Annotated in this window: 16 protein-coding genes and 1 pseudogene; 10 read left to right on the top strand and 7 right to left on the bottom strand. The window is 69.7% G+C overall.

What is annotated here, in order from left to right; genetic code table 11:
• Window positions 1-10 precede the first annotated feature (10 nt).
• Window positions 11-2,059, top strand: a complete 2,049-nt coding sequence (locus tag ABXJ52_RS02775; RefSeq protein ID WP_367038929.1) for a CocE/NonD family hydrolase — start codon at window positions 11-13, stop codon at window positions 2,057-2,059.
• Window positions 2,060-2,204: 145 nt separating this feature from the next.
• Window positions 2,205-2,561: a PRC-barrel domain-containing protein gene (locus tag ABXJ52_RS02770; protein WP_367038928.1), complete on the top strand. Its 357-nt coding sequence runs from the start codon at window positions 2,205-2,207 to the stop codon at window positions 2,559-2,561.
• A 150-nt stretch (window positions 2,562-2,711) separates the two neighbouring features.
• On the opposite strand, the gene cpt is transcribed toward ABXJ52_RS02770, so the two are convergent.
• Together cpt and ABXJ52_RS02760 are read right to left on the bottom strand one after the other, a co-directional pair.
• Window positions 2,712-3,245 carry a chloramphenicol phosphotransferase CPT gene (cpt, locus tag ABXJ52_RS02765; protein ID WP_367038927.1) on the bottom strand — a complete coding sequence of 178 codons (534 nt, stop codon included), beginning with the start codon at window positions 3,243-3,245 and terminating at the stop codon, window positions 2,712-2,714.
• Between the two features lie 49 nt (window positions 3,246-3,294).
• The gene (locus ABXJ52_RS02760) at window positions 3,295-3,816 is read right to left on the bottom strand and encodes a hypothetical protein (protein WP_367038926.1); all 522 of its coding nucleotides are present in this window, start codon (window positions 3,814-3,816) and stop codon (window positions 3,295-3,297) included.
• Between the two features lie 89 nt (window positions 3,817-3,905).
• On the opposite strand from ABXJ52_RS02760, the gene ABXJ52_RS02755 reads away from it, so the two are divergent.
• The 5 genes from ABXJ52_RS02755 to ABXJ52_RS02735 all read left to right on the top strand — a co-directional run bounded on the left by ABXJ52_RS02755 (window position 3,906) and on the right by ABXJ52_RS02735 (window position 8,898).
• Window positions 3,906-5,129 (top strand): 4-hydroxybenzoate 3-monooxygenase, encoded by a 1,224-nt coding sequence (locus tag ABXJ52_RS02755; protein ID WP_367038925.1) that lies wholly within the window; start codon window positions 3,906-3,908, stop codon window positions 5,127-5,129.
• A 213-nt stretch (window positions 5,130-5,342) separates the two neighbouring features.
• Window positions 5,343-6,845, top strand: coding sequence for a SulP family inorganic anion transporter (locus tag ABXJ52_RS02750; RefSeq protein ID WP_367038924.1), 1,503 nt, complete (start codon window positions 5,343-5,345; stop codon window positions 6,843-6,845).
• 119 nt (window positions 6,846-6,964) lie between these two features.
• Window positions 6,965-7,498 carry a YceI family protein gene (locus tag ABXJ52_RS02745; RefSeq protein ID WP_367038923.1) on the top strand — a complete coding sequence of 178 codons (534 nt, stop codon included), beginning with the start codon at window positions 6,965-6,967 and terminating at the stop codon, window positions 7,496-7,498.
• 63 nt (window positions 7,499-7,561) lie between these two features.
• A complete protein-coding gene (locus tag ABXJ52_RS02740; protein WP_367038922.1) occupies window positions 7,562-8,110 on the top strand; it encodes an isochorismatase family cysteine hydrolase in 549 nt (182 codons plus the stop codon).
• Entirely contained in the window at window positions 8,107-8,898 is a 792-nt protein-coding gene (locus ABXJ52_RS02735) for a uracil-DNA glycosylase (RefSeq protein WP_367038921.1), read from the top strand. Before ABXJ52_RS02740 ends, ABXJ52_RS02735 begins: the two co-directional genes overlap by 4 nt.
• On the opposite strand, the pseudogene ABXJ52_RS02730 reads toward ABXJ52_RS02735, so the two are convergent.
• The 3 genes and pseudogenes from ABXJ52_RS02730 to ABXJ52_RS02720 all read right to left on the bottom strand — a co-directional run.
• Window positions 8,868-9,083, bottom strand: a pseudogene (locus ABXJ52_RS02730) (DUF6766 family protein); the annotation flags it as partial. The gene ABXJ52_RS02735 and the pseudogene ABXJ52_RS02730 overlap by 31 nt on opposite strands.
• A 111-nt stretch (window positions 9,084-9,194) precedes the next feature.
• A complete protein-coding gene (locus tag ABXJ52_RS02725) occupies window positions 9,195-9,386 on the bottom strand; it encodes a CsbD family protein (RefSeq protein ID WP_367038920.1) in 192 nt (63 codons plus the stop codon).
• A 126-nt stretch (window positions 9,387-9,512) separates the two neighbouring features.
• Window positions 9,513-9,974, bottom strand: a complete 462-nt coding sequence (locus tag ABXJ52_RS02720) for a VOC family protein (protein ID WP_367038919.1) — start codon at window positions 9,972-9,974, stop codon at window positions 9,513-9,515.
• A 174-nt stretch (window positions 9,975-10,148) separates the two neighbouring features.
• Between ABXJ52_RS02720 and ABXJ52_RS02715 the strand changes: the two genes are divergently transcribed.
• Window positions 10,149-11,147 carry a YafY family protein gene (locus tag ABXJ52_RS02715; protein ID WP_367038918.1) on the top strand — a complete coding sequence of 333 codons (999 nt, stop codon included), beginning with the start codon at window positions 10,149-10,151 and terminating at the stop codon, window positions 11,145-11,147.
• A 133-nt stretch (window positions 11,148-11,280) separates the two neighbouring features.
• Window positions 11,281-12,408, top strand: a complete 1,128-nt coding sequence (locus ABXJ52_RS02710; protein ID WP_367038917.1) for a S1 family peptidase — start codon at window positions 11,281-11,283, stop codon at window positions 12,406-12,408.
• 10 nt (window positions 12,409-12,418) lie between these two features.
• Here ABXJ52_RS02710 and ABXJ52_RS02705 read toward each other — a convergent pair whose 3' ends face one another.
• The gene (locus ABXJ52_RS02705; RefSeq protein WP_367038916.1) at window positions 12,419-13,600 is read right to left on the bottom strand and encodes an agmatine deiminase family protein; all 1,182 of its coding nucleotides are present in this window, start codon (window positions 13,598-13,600) and stop codon (window positions 12,419-12,421) included.
• Between the two features lie 125 nt (window positions 13,601-13,725).
• Here ABXJ52_RS02705 and ABXJ52_RS02700 point away from each other — a divergent pair, with 125 nt between their 5' ends.
• Window positions 13,726-14,307: a TetR/AcrR family transcriptional regulator gene (locus ABXJ52_RS02700; RefSeq protein WP_367038915.1), complete on the top strand. Its 582-nt coding sequence runs from the start codon at window positions 13,726-13,728 to the stop codon at window positions 14,305-14,307.
• A 148-nt stretch (window positions 14,308-14,455) separates the two neighbouring features.
• On the opposite strand, the gene ABXJ52_RS02695 is transcribed toward ABXJ52_RS02700, so the two are convergent.
• Window positions 14,456-15,016 carry a DinB family protein gene (locus ABXJ52_RS02695; protein ID WP_367038914.1) on the bottom strand — a complete coding sequence of 187 codons (561 nt, stop codon included), beginning with the start codon at window positions 15,014-15,016 and terminating at the stop codon, window positions 14,456-14,458.
• Window positions 15,017-15,313 lie beyond the last annotated feature (297 nt).

Here is a 15,313-nt window from a genome sequence, read left to right as displayed (position 1 = left end):
GCGACCCGGCTTGCGCTATGTGAGCGACCTTCCGTACGAGACCAAGGAAGAGGAGAACGTCAGCATCCCCGTGGCGGACGGAACCCGCCTCGCGGCCCGCATCTGGCGGCCGACGTCCTCCGACCAGGAACCCGTCCCGGCGGTCCTGGAGTACATCCCCTACCGTCAGCGCGATCTCACCGCCGAGCGCGACTCCATCCACCACCCCTACATCGCCGGGCACGGCTACGCCTGCGTCCGCGTGGACCTGCGCGGCACCGGTGATTCCGAAGGGGTGCTCAAGGACGAGTACCTGGAGCAGGAGCAGACCGACGCCGAGGACGTCCTGGCCTGGCTCGCCGACCAGCCCTGGTGTGACGGCACCACCGGCATGATGGGGATCTCCTGGGGCGCGTTCGCCGCGCTCCAGGTCGCCGCGCGACAGCCGGAGAGTCTGCGTGCCATCGTCATCGCGTCCTTCACCGACGACCGGTACGCCGACGACATGCACTACATGGGCGGCCAGCTGCTGTCCGACAACCTCGCCGAGGCGGGCACCATGTTCGCCTACGGCACCATGCCGCCGGACCCGGCCATGGTCGGTGACCGGTGGCGCGACATGTGGCACGAGCGGATGGAGGGCACCCGCCCCTGGGTGCTCGAATGGCTCAAGCACCAGCGCCGCGACGACTACTGGCGGCACGCATCGGTCTGCGAGGACTACCAGGCCGTACGCTGCCCCGTCCTCGCGTCGAGCGGCTGGGCGGACGGCTACTCGAACGCCGTGACACGGCTGCTCGGCAACCTGGACGTGCCGCGCAAGGGCCTGATCGGCCCCTGGTCCCACAAGTTCCCGCACCTGGGCGAACCGGGCCCGGCCATCGGCTATCTCCAGGAAGTGGTGCGCTGGTGGGACCACTGGCTCAAGGGCGTCGACAACGGCGTCATGGAAGGACCGATGCTGCGGACGTGGATGCAGGACAGCGTCCCGCCCTCCACGTCGTACGAGGAACGTCCGGGCCGCTGGGTGGGGGAGCCGTCCTGGCCCTCCCCGCACATCAAACCCGTCGTGCGGCGCCTCACACGCCACGGTCTGTCCGAGCCGGTCGACCAGAGCGACGCTCCGGCGGACGCCGTCGGCCCCGACGAGGGCCTCTCCGTCCAATCACCGTTGTCCGTAGGCCAGTTCGGCGGAAAGTGGGCCTCCTACAACGCGCCCCCGGACCTGCCCTACGACCAGCGTGAGGAGGACGGCGGCTCGCTGGTCTTCCAGACCGACCAGCTGACCGAGCGCACGGAGATCCTCGGCTCGCCCAGCGTCGAGCTCGACCTGAGCGTCAACGAACCCGTCGCCATGGTTGCTGCCCGCCTGTCCGACGTGGCCCCGGACGGCAGTGCCACCCGGGTCAGCTACGGGCTGCTGAACCTCACCCGCAGTGAGGCACACGGCGATCCGCGTCCGCTCGAACCGGGGCGCCGCTACCGCGCGGTCATCCCGCTCAACGGCGTCGCCCAGGCCTTCCCGCCCGGGCACCGCATCCGCCTGTCCCTCTCCACCTCGTACTGGCCGCTGGCCTGGCCGCCGCCGAAGCCGGTACTCCTGACCGTGTACGAGACATCGAGCACCCTGACGCTCCCGGTCCGCCCGCTGGCGGAGCCCGACGCGTTGCCGGACCAGCCCTTCGACGAGCCGGAAGGGACCCGGCCGAGGTCTCCCGTTCAGCTCTCCCCACCCGAGTCGCGCTGGCAGGTCAAGCGTGACCTGGTCGACTACGCCGCGGAGCTGGAGATCGTCAAGGACCGGGGGACGATGCGCCTTGAGGACATCAACCTCGACGTCGGCCGCAGGGCCTACGAGCGCTACACCTCCGTGGCCGAGGACTTCACATCCGCCACCGGCGAATCGACCTGGACGATGACCTTCCGGCGCGACGACTGGGACGTACGGGTGGAGACCCGCACGGTGCTCAGTTGCGACGAGGACAACTTCCGGGTGGACGCCACCCTGGACGGTTACGAGGGTGACAGGCGGGTTTTCTCGCGTACCTGGAATGAAACGGTGCCCCGCGACTTGCTGTGACACCACGGCGGAAACAGCCGAGGTGAGACGGCCTGAAGTTTCTGTTTGGGCTCTTTCCGGCAGGGCACCCGATGTGTGGAGGTTGATCATCTCCTCGCGTTATTTGAATCCCTGCTTTTCAGGGAAAACCAATTGAGGAGTTCTCGTGAGCAACGAAATCTGGAGCTACACCCCGACCGCCGGTCACGGCCCGGACGCCGACCTGACGGGTTACAAGGTCGAGGCCGCGGACGGTCACATCGGCAAGGTCGACAAGCACTCGAACGAGGTCGCCAACCAGTACATCGTCGTCGACACCGGGGTGTGGATCTTCGGCAAGGAGGTGCTGCTGCCTGCGAGCACCGTCACCGCCATCGACCACGAGGCGCGGAAGATCCTGGTCTCGCGTACCAAGGAGCAGATCAAGGAAGCGCCCGAGTTCGACAAGGAAAAGCACCTGGGCGACCCCGCCTACCGAGACCAGATCGGTGGCTACTACGGCGGTCTCGGCCCGGGTCACTGATCCTCGCGAAGGCATGACCGGGGCGTGACCACGCCGCCCCACTGAAACCGATGGCGCCCGAGGCATTTACTGCCTCGGGCGCCATTCAGCTGTTCCTGAAAACGACCAACACCTCTGCACCGCTGAATGCTCCCGAGGCTGCGCGGCAGATCAGTCGACTCGGGCGGCGATGGCTCGCGCGCATTCCAGGGACTCGGTGCGCGTGGTGTCCACTTCCATGTCGTAGTGCACGCCGTGGTGGACCACCTCGGCCTGCGAGGCGGCCATTCCGGCCACCCGGTCGCCTCGCGCCGTCTCCCGGCCGGCGGCGACCGTGCTGTCACAGCGGACGCCGACCCACAACACCCCCAGATCACCGAGGGACTCGCGCCACCGCTCCTGCGACGCCGCACCGCCGAGGAAGACCTCGTCGACGATGACCCTGGCGCCCGCCCGGGCCATCGTCGCGATTCCCTCGATCCACGCCGCCTCCAGCGCCCGGAAGCCGGCGCCGACGATCACCCCACCGTCGGCGCCGAACTCGATTCCCTCCGACGCGGTCCGCAGGGACGCGGGCATCGCGTCGACCAGCGTGTCGCAGCCGAAGGCAAGCCACGGATCGGGCAGCACCGCCTGCAGACACCGTGCGATGCCGGACTTCCCGGAGCTGGAACCGCCGTTGAGGACGATCACTTGAGTTGTCACGGCGCCACAGTAGAAGCAGTACGGCGCCGCGGGAAACGCATTTCGCCGGTCAGCCCGTGCCGTCGTACGGGCTCACGCGGCGGTACGCGGCGCGGGCATGCAGCACGCGTCCCGCCGTCGTGCCGACCAGCGCCGCGGCCAGCAGGCAGGTGATCCACTCGGGGTCCCGGTTCCCGGCCCAGGAGATCTCCCCGATGGGATGCGCGGCGAAGAAGTTCAGGAGCATCCAGCACAACAGGGCCGTCCCCGGCGCAGCGATGAAACGGCCACGCACCCCCAGCAGCGCGGCAAGGACGGAGAGAGCCGCGAGCGCGATCCCCGTGCGGTCGAGCGCACCGAGCAGATCGAGCACCGTCACCAGCACGAAGGCGCCCGCGTAGGCTCCCGTCCAGATGAAGGGCGTGGCCACAGGTTCGGGAACGACCCGTACGCCCTTGGCGATGTACCGCCACTCCACCACCATCGATTCCTCCCCACCGCCGGTCCGCCGGGGCGCCGCTGCCCCGGGGACGTTCGTGACCGGCGCCTCCCGCAACGAGACCGACGCACCGGAGATCCGGAGAAGGGGCACGGGGCGTTGTCTCGGGCAGATTGTCGCACCACATCCGAGAAGGGCCGTCCGGCGTCGTCCTCTGGTCGTGTCCCCGTCATAATTCCCGGATGAACCTCGCCGCAACTCCCGAGCCCTCCACGCCGCCACGGCGTGCCCGCGTCGTCGTCGTGGGAGCAGGACCGGCTGGCCTCACCGTCGCCAACATCCTGCGTGCCGCCTCCGTCGACTGCGTGGTTCTCGAGACGGAGAGCCGAGAGTTCATCGAACAGCGGCCCCGCGCGGGCTTCATCGAGGAATGGGCGGTGCGCGCTCTGGAACAGCGGGGACTCGCCGAGCGGCTCCTCGCCCGCGCGCAGACGCACGGCGAGTGCGAATTCCGATGGGCCGGGGAGCGCCACCGGTTCGCGTACGGCGAGCTCTCCGGGCACCGCCATTTCGTCTACCCCCAGCCCCTGTTGGTGACGGATCTGGTGCGCTCCTACGCCGACGAGGCGGGCGGGGACATCCGCTTCGGCGTACGCGACGTGGCACTGCACGACATCGACACGGACCACCCCTCGGTGTCGTACACCGACCGCGAGACGGGCGAGCGCACACGCATCGACTGCGACGCCGTCGCGGGCTGCGACGGGGCGCGCGGTGTCACGCGCACCTACCTGGGTGCGGAGCGGGCCACCGTCGCCCGGCACGACTACGGCATCGGCTGGCTCGCCCTCCTCGCGGAGGCACCACCCTCATCGGACTGTGTCGTCTTCGGGATCCACCCGCGCGGCTTCGCCGCCCACATGGCACGAAGCCCCCAGGTCACCCGCTACTACCTCGAGTGCCCGCCCGGCGACGACCCCGAGAACTGGCCGCACGAGCGTGTCTGGTCCGAGCTGCACGCCCGCCTCACGGTGGCGGGGACGCCGCCGCTCACCGAGGGGCGTCTGATCGAGAAGCGCGTCCTCGACATGCACAACTACGTCGTGGAGCCCATGTCCCACGGGCACCTCTACCTCGCGGGCGACGCCGCGCACCTCGCCGCTCCGATCGCCGCGAAGGGAATGAACCTGGCGCTGCACGACGCCTTCCTGCTGGGCGACGCCCTCGTCGCCTACTGCGCGGAAGGCAACGCCAGCGAGCTGAGTGGATACTCGGACGCCTGTCTGCCGCCGGTGTGGCAGTACCAGGAGTTCTCCCAGTGGCTCTCGGAACTCCTGCACGGGGCGTCCTCGGGTGTCCCGTTCGAGGCGGGCACCGCTGCCGCCCGGCTACGCAGAATCCTCGGCTCACCGGCCGCCGCGGCCGCTTTCGCCGAGATCTACATCGGCAAGGGCGCCGGCGTCTGAGGCCGACGGGGGAGCCACCCTCGATCTCTACCGTAGCGTTAGGGTGGGCCGGCGGACGCCGGCCTCGGCCCGAGCGCTCTCCCCGCTCCCGGGTGCGGGAGCCTTCCGAGCCCCCGCCGTGTCGCAGCTGTCGAGAGCGGCGTTCTCGGCCCACTTTCCCTTCGCACGCCCAGGGTGATGCCCGGCGCTGCCCGAGCATGACAGGTACCTCTCTTGTCCACGTCCGCACCGTCCCCGGCCGCCCGGCTGCGTGACCTGCGCCCCGACTGGCTCCTGGACCCGAAGGTCTGGCGCACCGAGGTGCTCGCCGGCCTGGTGGTCGCGCTCGCGCTGATCCCCGAGGCGATCTCGTTCTCCGTCATCGCCGGGGTCGACCCCGCGATCGGTCTCTTCGCCTCCTGCACCATGGCCGTGACCATCTCGCTCGTCGGCGGACGCCGCGCGATGATCTCCGCCGCGACCGGCGCCGTGGCCCTGGTGATCGCGCCACTCAACCGCGAGCACGGACTCGGCTATCTGGTCGCCGCCGTCATCCTGGCCGGCGTCTTCCAGATCGTCCTCGGCACCGTAGGCGTCGCCAAGCTGATGCGTTTCGTGCCCCGCAGCGTGATGGTCGGCTTCGTCAACTCCCTCGCCATCCTGATCTTCATGGCTCAGGTCCCCGAGATGCACGACGTGCCGTGGCCCGTCTATCCGTTGATCATCGGCGGTCTCGCGCTCATGGTGTTCTTCCCGAAGGTCACCAAGGTGATCCCGGCCCCGCTCGTGTCCATCGTGATCCTCACCGCGATCACGGTCGCCGCCGGGATCGCGGTGCCGACCGTCGGCGACAAGGGCGAGCTGCCGTCCTCCCTGCCGGTGCCCGGCCTGCCCGACGTGCCGTTCACCCTGGACACGTTGACGACCGTCGCGCCCTACGCGCTCGCCATGGCGCTGGTCGGCCTGATGGAGTCCCTGATGACCGCCAAGCTCGTCGACGACATCACCGACACCCGCTCCTCCAAGACCCGCGAGTCCATCGGCCAGGGCATCGCCAACATCGTCACCGGCTTCTTCGGCGGCATGGGCGGCTGCGCCATGATCGGGCAGACGATGATCAACGTGAAGGTGTCCGGGGCCCGCACCCGCCTGTCCACCTTCCTCGCCGGCGCCTTCCTGATGGTCCTGTGCATCGTCTTCGGACCCGTCGTCTCCGACATCCCCATGGCCGCCCTGGTCGCCGTGATGGTGATGGTCTGCTTCGCGACCTTCGACTGGCACTCCATCGCGCCGAAGACGCTGAAGCGGATGCCCGCCGGCGAGATCACGGTCATGGTCGTCACCGTGGCCTGCGTGGTCGCCACGCACAACCTCGCCGTCGGCGTGGTGGCGGGATCCGTCACCGCCATGGTCATCTTCGCCAGGCGCGTCGCCCACCTCGCCGAGGTCACCGCCACCACCGACAAGGACGACGGCAACGTCACGTACGCGGTGACCGGCGCGCTGTTCTTCGCCTCCGCCAACGACCTCGTCGGACAGTTCGACTACGCAGGGGACCCCGACAAGGTCATCGTCGATCTCACGGCCGCCCACATCTGGGACGCCTCGTCCGTCGCGGCCCTGGACGCGATCGAGACCAAGTACGCCCAGCGCGGCAAGACGGTCGAGATCATCGGCCTGAACAGGCCGAGTGCCCAGCTCCACGAGAAGCTCAGCGGCGAACTCACCGGTCACTGACCGTCCGCGGCGGTGACATTTGTACCGGGGGACCGGCGACATCCGGATCTGCCCCGCACCGAGCTCGGCGGGCACGCTGAGACGAGTGGCGGACGGCAGGAGAAGGAGGCGTGGGGATCATGGTCCTGACGGTTCGGAAAGACCAGACGGTGCCGACGAGCGGCACGTACGAGATCGACGCGGCGGCTTCGACGGTGCGCTTCCGTACACGCACGGTCTTCGGCCTGTTTCCGGTGCGGGGCTCCTTCGGCATCAGCCGGGGGCGGATCACCGTGGCCGATGCCGTCGAGGAGTCATCGGTGGACGTGACGGTCAGGGCGGACTCGTTCGACTCGGGTCTGGGGCGCCGTGACCGGCACGTCACCTCCGCCGACTACCTCGACGCGGCCGAGCATCCGGAGATCGGGTTCCGCAGCCGCCGGGTGACAGAATCACCGACGGAAACGGCAGTGCTGCAGGGGGAGTTGACGGTACGGGGTGTCACACGGCCCGTCGCCGTCAGTATCGGGTCGGTCGCGCTGAACGGGCGACGGCTGTCCGTCGAGGGCACGGCCACCATCGACCGGTACGCGTTCGGCGTGACCACGGCGAAGGGCATGACCGGCCGCCGTCTGAAGATCCGGCTCTCCGTCGAAGCGGTCGCCGCCGGATAGGCACCGCCCTTGATCAGCCGGGGCGGCCGTGCGGACAGGTGAGGCCCGTGATGGACTCGGGGCATGGTTGTGAAGGCTCTCATCGTCGTCGACATGATCAACATGTACGACCACCCCGACGCGGAAATCCTCCGCAGGTCGGTCAAGGAAGTGCTGCCGAACGTCCGCAGGCTGATCGAGCGGGCACGGGCCGAGGACATCGTGGTGATCTACGCCAACGACAATTTCGGCCTGTGGCGCTCTCATCATGACGAGCTCCTGGACATCGTCCTGAGCGGCCCGCATGCCGATCTGGTCACCCCGATCCGCCCCGAAGGCGACTCGCTCTTCGTGGTGAAGGCCCGCCACTCGATCTTCTACGACACCCCTCTGGAGTACCTGCTCCGCCAGCGCGGCATCGACTCCGTGCTCCTCTGCGGTCAGGTGACCGAGCAGTGCATCCTCTACTCGGCACTCGACGCCCACATCCGGCACCTGGACGTCGAGGTGGCCGAGGACGCCTGCGCGAGCATCCACAGTGACCTGGCCACCGCCGCGCTGCAGATGATGGAGCGGAACATGCAGGCACGCATGGTCCGCTCCACGGACGACACGCTCTTCGGGGCCGGATGAACCCGCTGGACGAGCTGGACGCCCGGGTAGCGGGATGCTCGGCGTGCCCCCGACTTGTCGCGTGGCGGGAGGAGGTGGGCCGGGTCAAACGGGCCGCCTTCATGGACTGGACGTACTGGGCCCGGCCGGTGCCCGGTTTCGGGCCGCCGGACGCCTCGCTGCTCGTCATCGGGCTCGCCCCGGCCGCGCATGGTGGAAACCGGACGGGCCGTATGTTCACGGGTGACCGGTCCGGAGACGTCCTGTACAGGGCGATGTACGACCTGGGTCTCGCGTCGAGCCCGCACGCCGTGTCCATGGACGACGGCCTGACGCTGCGCGGGCTGCGGGTGACCTCACCGGTGCACTGCGCACCGCCCGAGAACAAGCCGACCCCCGGTGAGCGGGACACGTGCAGGCCGTGGCTCGTGCGGGAGTTGGAGCTGCTGGGGCCGAGGCTGCGGTCGGCGGTGATCCTGGGCGCGTTCGGCTGGCAGGCCGCCCTGCCGGCGTTCGCCGCGGCGGGGTGGCGCGTGCCCAGGCCACGGCCGCGGTTCGCGCATGGCGCGCGGGTGACGCTGGAGCGTGAGGCCGAACAGGCGACCGGAGGCCGCTCGGCGGCCGTCGCTCCCGGCGAGCCCGGACCGGGTCCCGTCACCCTGCATGGCTGCTTCCACGTCAGCCAGCGGAACACGTTCACGGGCCGACTGACTCCGGACATGCTCAAGGACGTCCTGCGGGAGGCCGCGGGCGAGGCGGGCATCGCGCCGTACGCGCCTCAGCCGCCATCGACCCCGGTCGACTCATGAGCCGAGCCCACCGGCTTCGATTCCGGTGAGCCGCGTTGGCGCAGATAGCCGGAGAAGATGGCCATCGACCCGACGGCGAGAAGCTCGGACTGCCAGTTCTGCAGCGTGCGGTTCCAGAAATCCGCGGCCCCGAGGTACTCGAACCACCTGACCGGCGCCTGGAGTTCCCTCAGGTGCTCATCGTGGCGGCCTAGTGCCCCCGCCGCGGGTCCCCCGTGAGTCGTCCAGGACGGCCGAAGCCCCCGCACGGGAGTGGGCGGGGGCTTCGGTTGCGGCTTCGGCTCAGGCGGAGCCGGTCAGGCGTCGCGGCGCTTCATGGAGTCTCGCTTCTCCTGGGCGCGGTCGCGGACGTCGTCCATGGACTTCTTGGCCTCGCCCTTCGCCTGGTCCATCTTGCCCTCGGCCTGCTTGCCGCGGTCGCCCGTGACCTTGCCGGTCATCTCCTTGGCCTTGCCCTTCATCTTGTCCATGCCGCCCTTGTCAGCCATGCCCACTCCTTTGTCGGTACAGCGCCCACCGCTCTCACTCACGGTGTCGGCCTCTGCGTTCAAACGTAAGCGGGACACGGGGACCCCGCCCGTCCAGCCGTCACGCACGGTCACGACGGGGTGAGGTCAGTCCAGGCAGAACTCGTTGCCCTCGGGGTCGGTCATCACGATGAAGCCGGCGCTCATCGGGGGAGCGGGCTCGTCGCGGCGCACCCGCTTCGCCCCCAAGGCGACGAGGCGGTCGCACTCGGCCTCAAGGGCCGCCATGCGCTGCGCGCCCTCGAGCCCGGGAGCCGCACGGACGTCGAGGTGGACGCGGTTCTTGGCGACCTTGTCCTCCGGGACCTGCTGGAAGAACACCCGTGGCCCGTTCCCTGCCGGGTCCTCGATGGCCGACTTGGAGTTGCGTTGATCCTCCGGTACGCCGATCCGCGCGAGGAAGTCGTCCCACGCGGCGAGCGCGTCGGCGCCCTCGGGCAGGTCGACCCCGGGCGGGCCGGGGTGGACGTAACCCAGCACATCGCGCCAGAAGGACGACAGAGCCCGCGGGTCATGGGCGTCGAAGGTGATCTGGATGTGGCGGCTCATGGGATTGCTCCGTTCGTGGCGCGCTTCAGGTGGGTGGGGTTCTTCTCGCCGGCCGGCGCACGCAGCCAGCGTCTCCGAGGCGCCGCGCGGACGCACGCCCGGCTGCGCTCCCGAAGCCACCGTGACACCCCTGGCGGACAGGATCGGTCCGCTGTCTCTGGCAGGCTGAGCGGCATGGACGGGGCGCGCGACGACGAACTGGGCACGACGGAGCGGGTACTCACCCTGCTGGGGCTGCTGCAGCAACGCCACGTGTGGACCGGCCCCGAGCTCGCCGACCGGCTCCGGGTCACGTCGCGCACCGTACGGCGTGACGTCGAGCGGCTGCGCACGCTCGGCTACCCGGTTCTCGCAGGACAGGGCGTCGGCGGTGGCTACCGGCTCGGCCCGGGGCGGGACCTGCCGCCGCTGCTCCTCGACGACCAGGAGGCGATCGCCACCGCGGTCTCGCTGCTCGCCGGTGCGGGAGGCGCGGTCGCCGGTGCGGGGGACGCCGCCCTCCGAGCCCTGTCCAAGCTCGACCAGGTGCTGCCCGCGCGGCTGCGGCACGAGGTGCGTGCGCTCTCCGGCTCGGTGGAGTTCTTCGGCGGGGGCCGCACCCCCGTCGATCCCGAGGCGCTGATGACGCTGGCCAGAGCGTGCCGCGACGAGGTCGAGGCCGGCTTCGACTACCCCTCCAAGGGCGAGGTGCGACGGCGACGGGTCGAGCCCTACCGCCTGGTCGCGTCCGACCGGCGCTGGTATCTCCTCGCGTACGACCTCGATCGCGAGGACTGGCGCAGCTTCCGCGTCGACCGGATGACCGAGGCATCCGCCCGGACCTTCCGCTTCCGTCCGCGCGAGGCGCCCGACGCCGCGCCATACGTACAGGAGGGGGTGGCGAGTCGGGTCTACCCACATCAGGCGCGCTTCCTCGTTCACGCGCCGGCCGACACCGTGCGCGCGCAGATCCCGGCGTCGGCGGCGGTCGTTCGACCGCGGGGGAGCGAGCTCTGCGAGGTGCTCAGCGGCGCCGAGCGCCTGGACGCCGTCCTCATGCGAGTGGTCCTGCTGGGGCACGACTTCGAGGTGCTCGAACCTCCGGAGCTCGGGGAACGCTGCCGCGCGCTGGCGCGGAGACTGCTGGCGGCCGGCACGACGGCCCCGCCATCGCCGGACACCAACAAGCCCTGAGCCACTGACCGTTGTCGCACGCTCATCGAGTCACCCACTGAACACAACTCTCGTCACACCCGTATCTAGGACCGGACATGTCACCGGCTTCGGTCGGTCAGCGCATTCGGTATCCCCCACAGGAGGCGACGAGTTGAGGCACAAGCGAATACCCAAGCGAAAGGCCGTTCTGGCAGGGGCCGCGGCCCTGGGCATGGTCGCGACGGCCGTCCTGCTGCAGCAGGCCAACGCCTCGCAGTCCGGGTCAAAGACCGCTCCAGGGGCCGCTGCCGAGAGGATCAGCGCGGCATCGGCGTCGCAGCTGGTGGAGCCGCTGGCCTCGCAGCTCGGCGATGCCTACGCGGGGGCGTACTACGACCAGGACAAGCAGCAGCTCGTCGTCAACGTCGTGGGCAGCGACAACGCGGTGAACGTACAGGTGAGAAAGGCCGGGGCGGTGGCCCGTAGCGTCGACAACAGCACCGGTGAACTGGGCTCCGCCACCAAGGCGTTGGCGAGCCGGGCCACCATGGCCGGGACCGCCTGGGCCACCGACCCGAGGACCAACCAGATCGTGGTCACGGCCGACCGCACCGTCACCGGCGAACGCTGGGACAAGCTCGAGTCGACCGTCGATTCACTCGGCTCGGGAATGGCACGCATCCAGAAGTCCGCGGGAGAGTTCAAGCCCTTCGCCGCGGGCGGTGACGCCATCTTCGGTGGCGGCGCACGCTGTTCGCTCGGCTTCAACGTGACGACCGAGGACGGCAACCCCGGCTTCCTCACCGCGGGGCACTGCGGGGTCGCCACCGAAAGCTGGTCGGACGCCCAGGACGGCGCGGCCATCGGCACCGTCCAGGCCGCCACGTTCCCGGGGGACGGCGACTTCGCCCTGGTCACGTACGACGATCCGGCGACGGAAGCCCCGAGCACGGTCAACACGGGCGACGGCCAGACCACGGAGATCGTGCAGGCCGCCGAGGCCGCGGTCGGGCAGGAGGTGTCCCGCATGGGCAGCACCACCGGCCTCCAGTCGGGGACGGTCACCGGTCTCAACGCCACTGTGAACTACCCCGAAGGGACCGTCAGCGGTCTCATCCAGACCGACGTCTGTGCCGAACCGGGAGACAGTGGCGGCTCGTTGTTCACCGCCGACGGCAGCGCGATCGGCCTCACGTCGGGCGGCAGCGGTGACTGCACCGCGGGCGGCGAGACGTTCTTCCAGCCCGTGACCACCGCCCTGGCGGCGGTCGGAGCCGAGATCGGCGCGGGCGGCAACTGACCCCGCGGAGTCAGTCGACCGGACTGCCGGGCTGATCGTGCGTGGAGCAGTGGATGCCGCCGCCACCGGAGGCGATGGTGTCGATCCGGACCGGTACGACGTCGCGCTCGGGGAAGTGCTCCCGCAGGATGCTCCGGGCGCGGTCGTCGGCCTTCCGGTCCCCGAACCTGGGCAGGAAGACGGAGTCGTTGGCGACGTAGAAATTGGTGTACGTCGACACGAAGTCGTCGCCCTCCCCGGTGATCCTGTCCAGGTCGGGCTGCGGCAGATCGATGATCTCGAAGGACCGGCCCTTGGCGTCCTTCGCCTTGCTGAGCACGGTCTTCGCCTGGTCTGCCGCGCGCGACCAGGAGTCGGCGAGCGTGCCGGGGGCGGCCCGGTCGAGAAGCACCACGCCGGGCGCGGTGAAGCGCACGAGGCTGTCGACGTGCGCGTCGGTGATGTCCTCGCCGCGCACGCCGGCCAGCCAGACCACCTTCTCGATGCCCAGCGCCCGCTCGAGTTCGGCCTCGATCTGGTCGCGGCTCTTTCCGGGGTTGCGGTTGTCGTTGACGATCGAGCTCTCGGTGATGAGGAGGGTTCCTTCACCGTCGGTCTCGAAGGAGCCGCCCTCGGAGATCAGAGGAGCCTTCTCGCGCGGGATCCCGTACTTCGACAGGAGGTTGCGGCCCACGCAGGCGTCGTTCGTGTGCTCCTGCTTGTCGCCCCACCCGTTGAAGTGGAAGTCGACACCGACGACCTCGCCGTCCCGCTCCACGAACACGGGCACGGTGTCGCGGGCCCACAGGTCGTCGACCGCCAGGGGGATGACCTCGACGCCGCGCCCGCAGGCCCGCTGGGCGGCCTTCCGCTGGCCGGGCCCGGCCAGCATCACGACGTACTCGTACTCCGCGATGGTCCGGGCGACGCGAGCGATGTCCTCGCGCACGTAAGGCAGGTCCCTGCCCCACACCGACTCCAGGGCGGGCCACGACATGAAGGTGCGTGCGTGGCTCTCCCACTCGGCACCCATGCGCAGCCCCTCGGTCTCCGTGTCGTCCGCGGCCTTCGCCGCTTCGGCGCCGGGCCCGCACGCCGAGGCCCCGAGGACAGCGGTGCCGATGCCGGCAGCTGCGCGCAGGGCGGTACGGCGGGACGGTAGTGAAGAGGAGCGGGACGGGCGAGACGGAAGAGGCGGGAGGAGGGGGGACACGGGTGAGCTCCGATCATCGCGGGAACCGCTCAGTGCCTCGACTCTGACACGAACTGAAAATTCAGTCAAAGATGCCGCGTCCCCGGGATCACCGAGCCGGGGGAGGGCCGGTAGGGTTCGGAATCATGGCGTCGTCCCGCACACTTCAGATCCTCGAAGCCGCCGCGCGGCTCATCGCCCGTCGCGGCGTACGCGGCCTGCGCGTCGAAGAGCTCGCCGCCGAGGCGGGCGTCTCGACCGGGTTGATCTACTACCACTTCAAGGACCGCACCGGAATCCTGCGCCACACGCTCGAGTTCATCAACGACCGCGCCGACCGCTACACCACCGACCGCGCCGCGGACGCCGAGCCGCTGACGCCGCGGGCGGAGCTGGAGGAGACCCTCCTCCTGGAACTGCAGGACCTCCAGGTGGTCAGGGAGAACAGCACCGCCTGGGGCGAGCTGCGGGCGAGCGCCGTCTTCGACGAGGTGCTGCGGGAGGACCTCGCCAGGGCCACCCTCGTGTGGGCGCAGGAGGTGGCGGCCCTCATCGGCCAGGTGCGGCCGACGGCGCCGGCGCCCGCCCTGGCCGCGGCGGGCGAGCGGCTCACCGCGCTCCTCGAAGGGCTCAGCATGCGCTGGCTCAGCGGCGGACTGCGGATCGACCACGCGCGCGACCTGATGCGCGGGGCCATCGACGCCGAGCTGGCGCTGCTGCGGGAGTGATGGATCCTTCGTGGGACTGGATCCTTCGAGGGTGGTTCCTTTGTGGGGTTGGTTGAATCCTTCGTGGGACTGAAAATGTAGTCAGATGGTGGGGGTCAACAGGCTCCCAGGCAGCCTCCCAGGTCGCCTGGGAGCTTGCTGGCCCGCCTCAGGCCATGCTCTGCGCACCGTCCAAGGACTCACGGATGATGTCGGCGTGGCCAGAGTGCTGGGCGGTCTCCGTGACGATGTGCATCAGCACCCGCCGGGCCGACCACTGTGCGTCGGCCTCGAACCACGGAGCCTTCGGCAACGGCCACGTGACGTCCAAGTCGGGCAGTGTGGAGACCAGTTGGTCGGTGCGGATCGCCACCTTCTCGTAGTCTGCCAGCACGCCCGCCAGCGTCTCGCCCGGCAGCATCCGGAACCCGTCGCTACGGTCGGCCCAGTCCTCCTCGGTCATGGACGTGAAGTCCCCCATGGTCGACGGGCCGTCCAGGATGAAGTCCACCCAGGCCTTCTCGACCTCCGTCACGTGCTTGATCAGACCGCCAATGCACAGCTCGCTCGCGGTGGTCCGCAGCCCGGCCTGCTCGTCGGTGAGGTCACGTGCGGTGAAGCGCAGGAAGTGCCGGTGCTTGGCCAGCGCGTCCAGCCATTCGGCGCGCTCGCCGGTGACGGCCGGGGTTTCCGCCTGCTCGGGGGTGGTGGTCAGCTCGTTCGAAGTCATGGGCTCTGCCTTCCGAAGTTTTCCTGTCCCGCCGGTCGAGGACCACGCTATGATCCCTATAGGTCAGATGCTGGCCTAGATCGGGGCAACGTCGGCGTGACCTCTGGTCGCATCAAGGCCTGCCGCCTCCTCGCACCGCCCCAGCTCGCTTGGAATCACGGGGGCAGCTCTGGGAGCGCGGCGACCAGGTCGTGAACGCGGCGCTGCGCCGCTGAACCAGGCCGACCGAACCTGCATGTGACGGGCCGTCAGCGGTGACCGGCGGCCCGTGCACACCTCTTGAGTTGCCCGCCGTGC

The organism is Streptomyces sp. Je 1-332, from assembly GCF_040730185.1.
In the GTDB taxonomy this organism is placed as follows: Bacteria; Actinomycetota; Actinomycetes; order Streptomycetales; family Streptomycetaceae; genus Streptomyces.
This window is presented reverse-complemented; position numbering and strand designations above follow the sequence as displayed.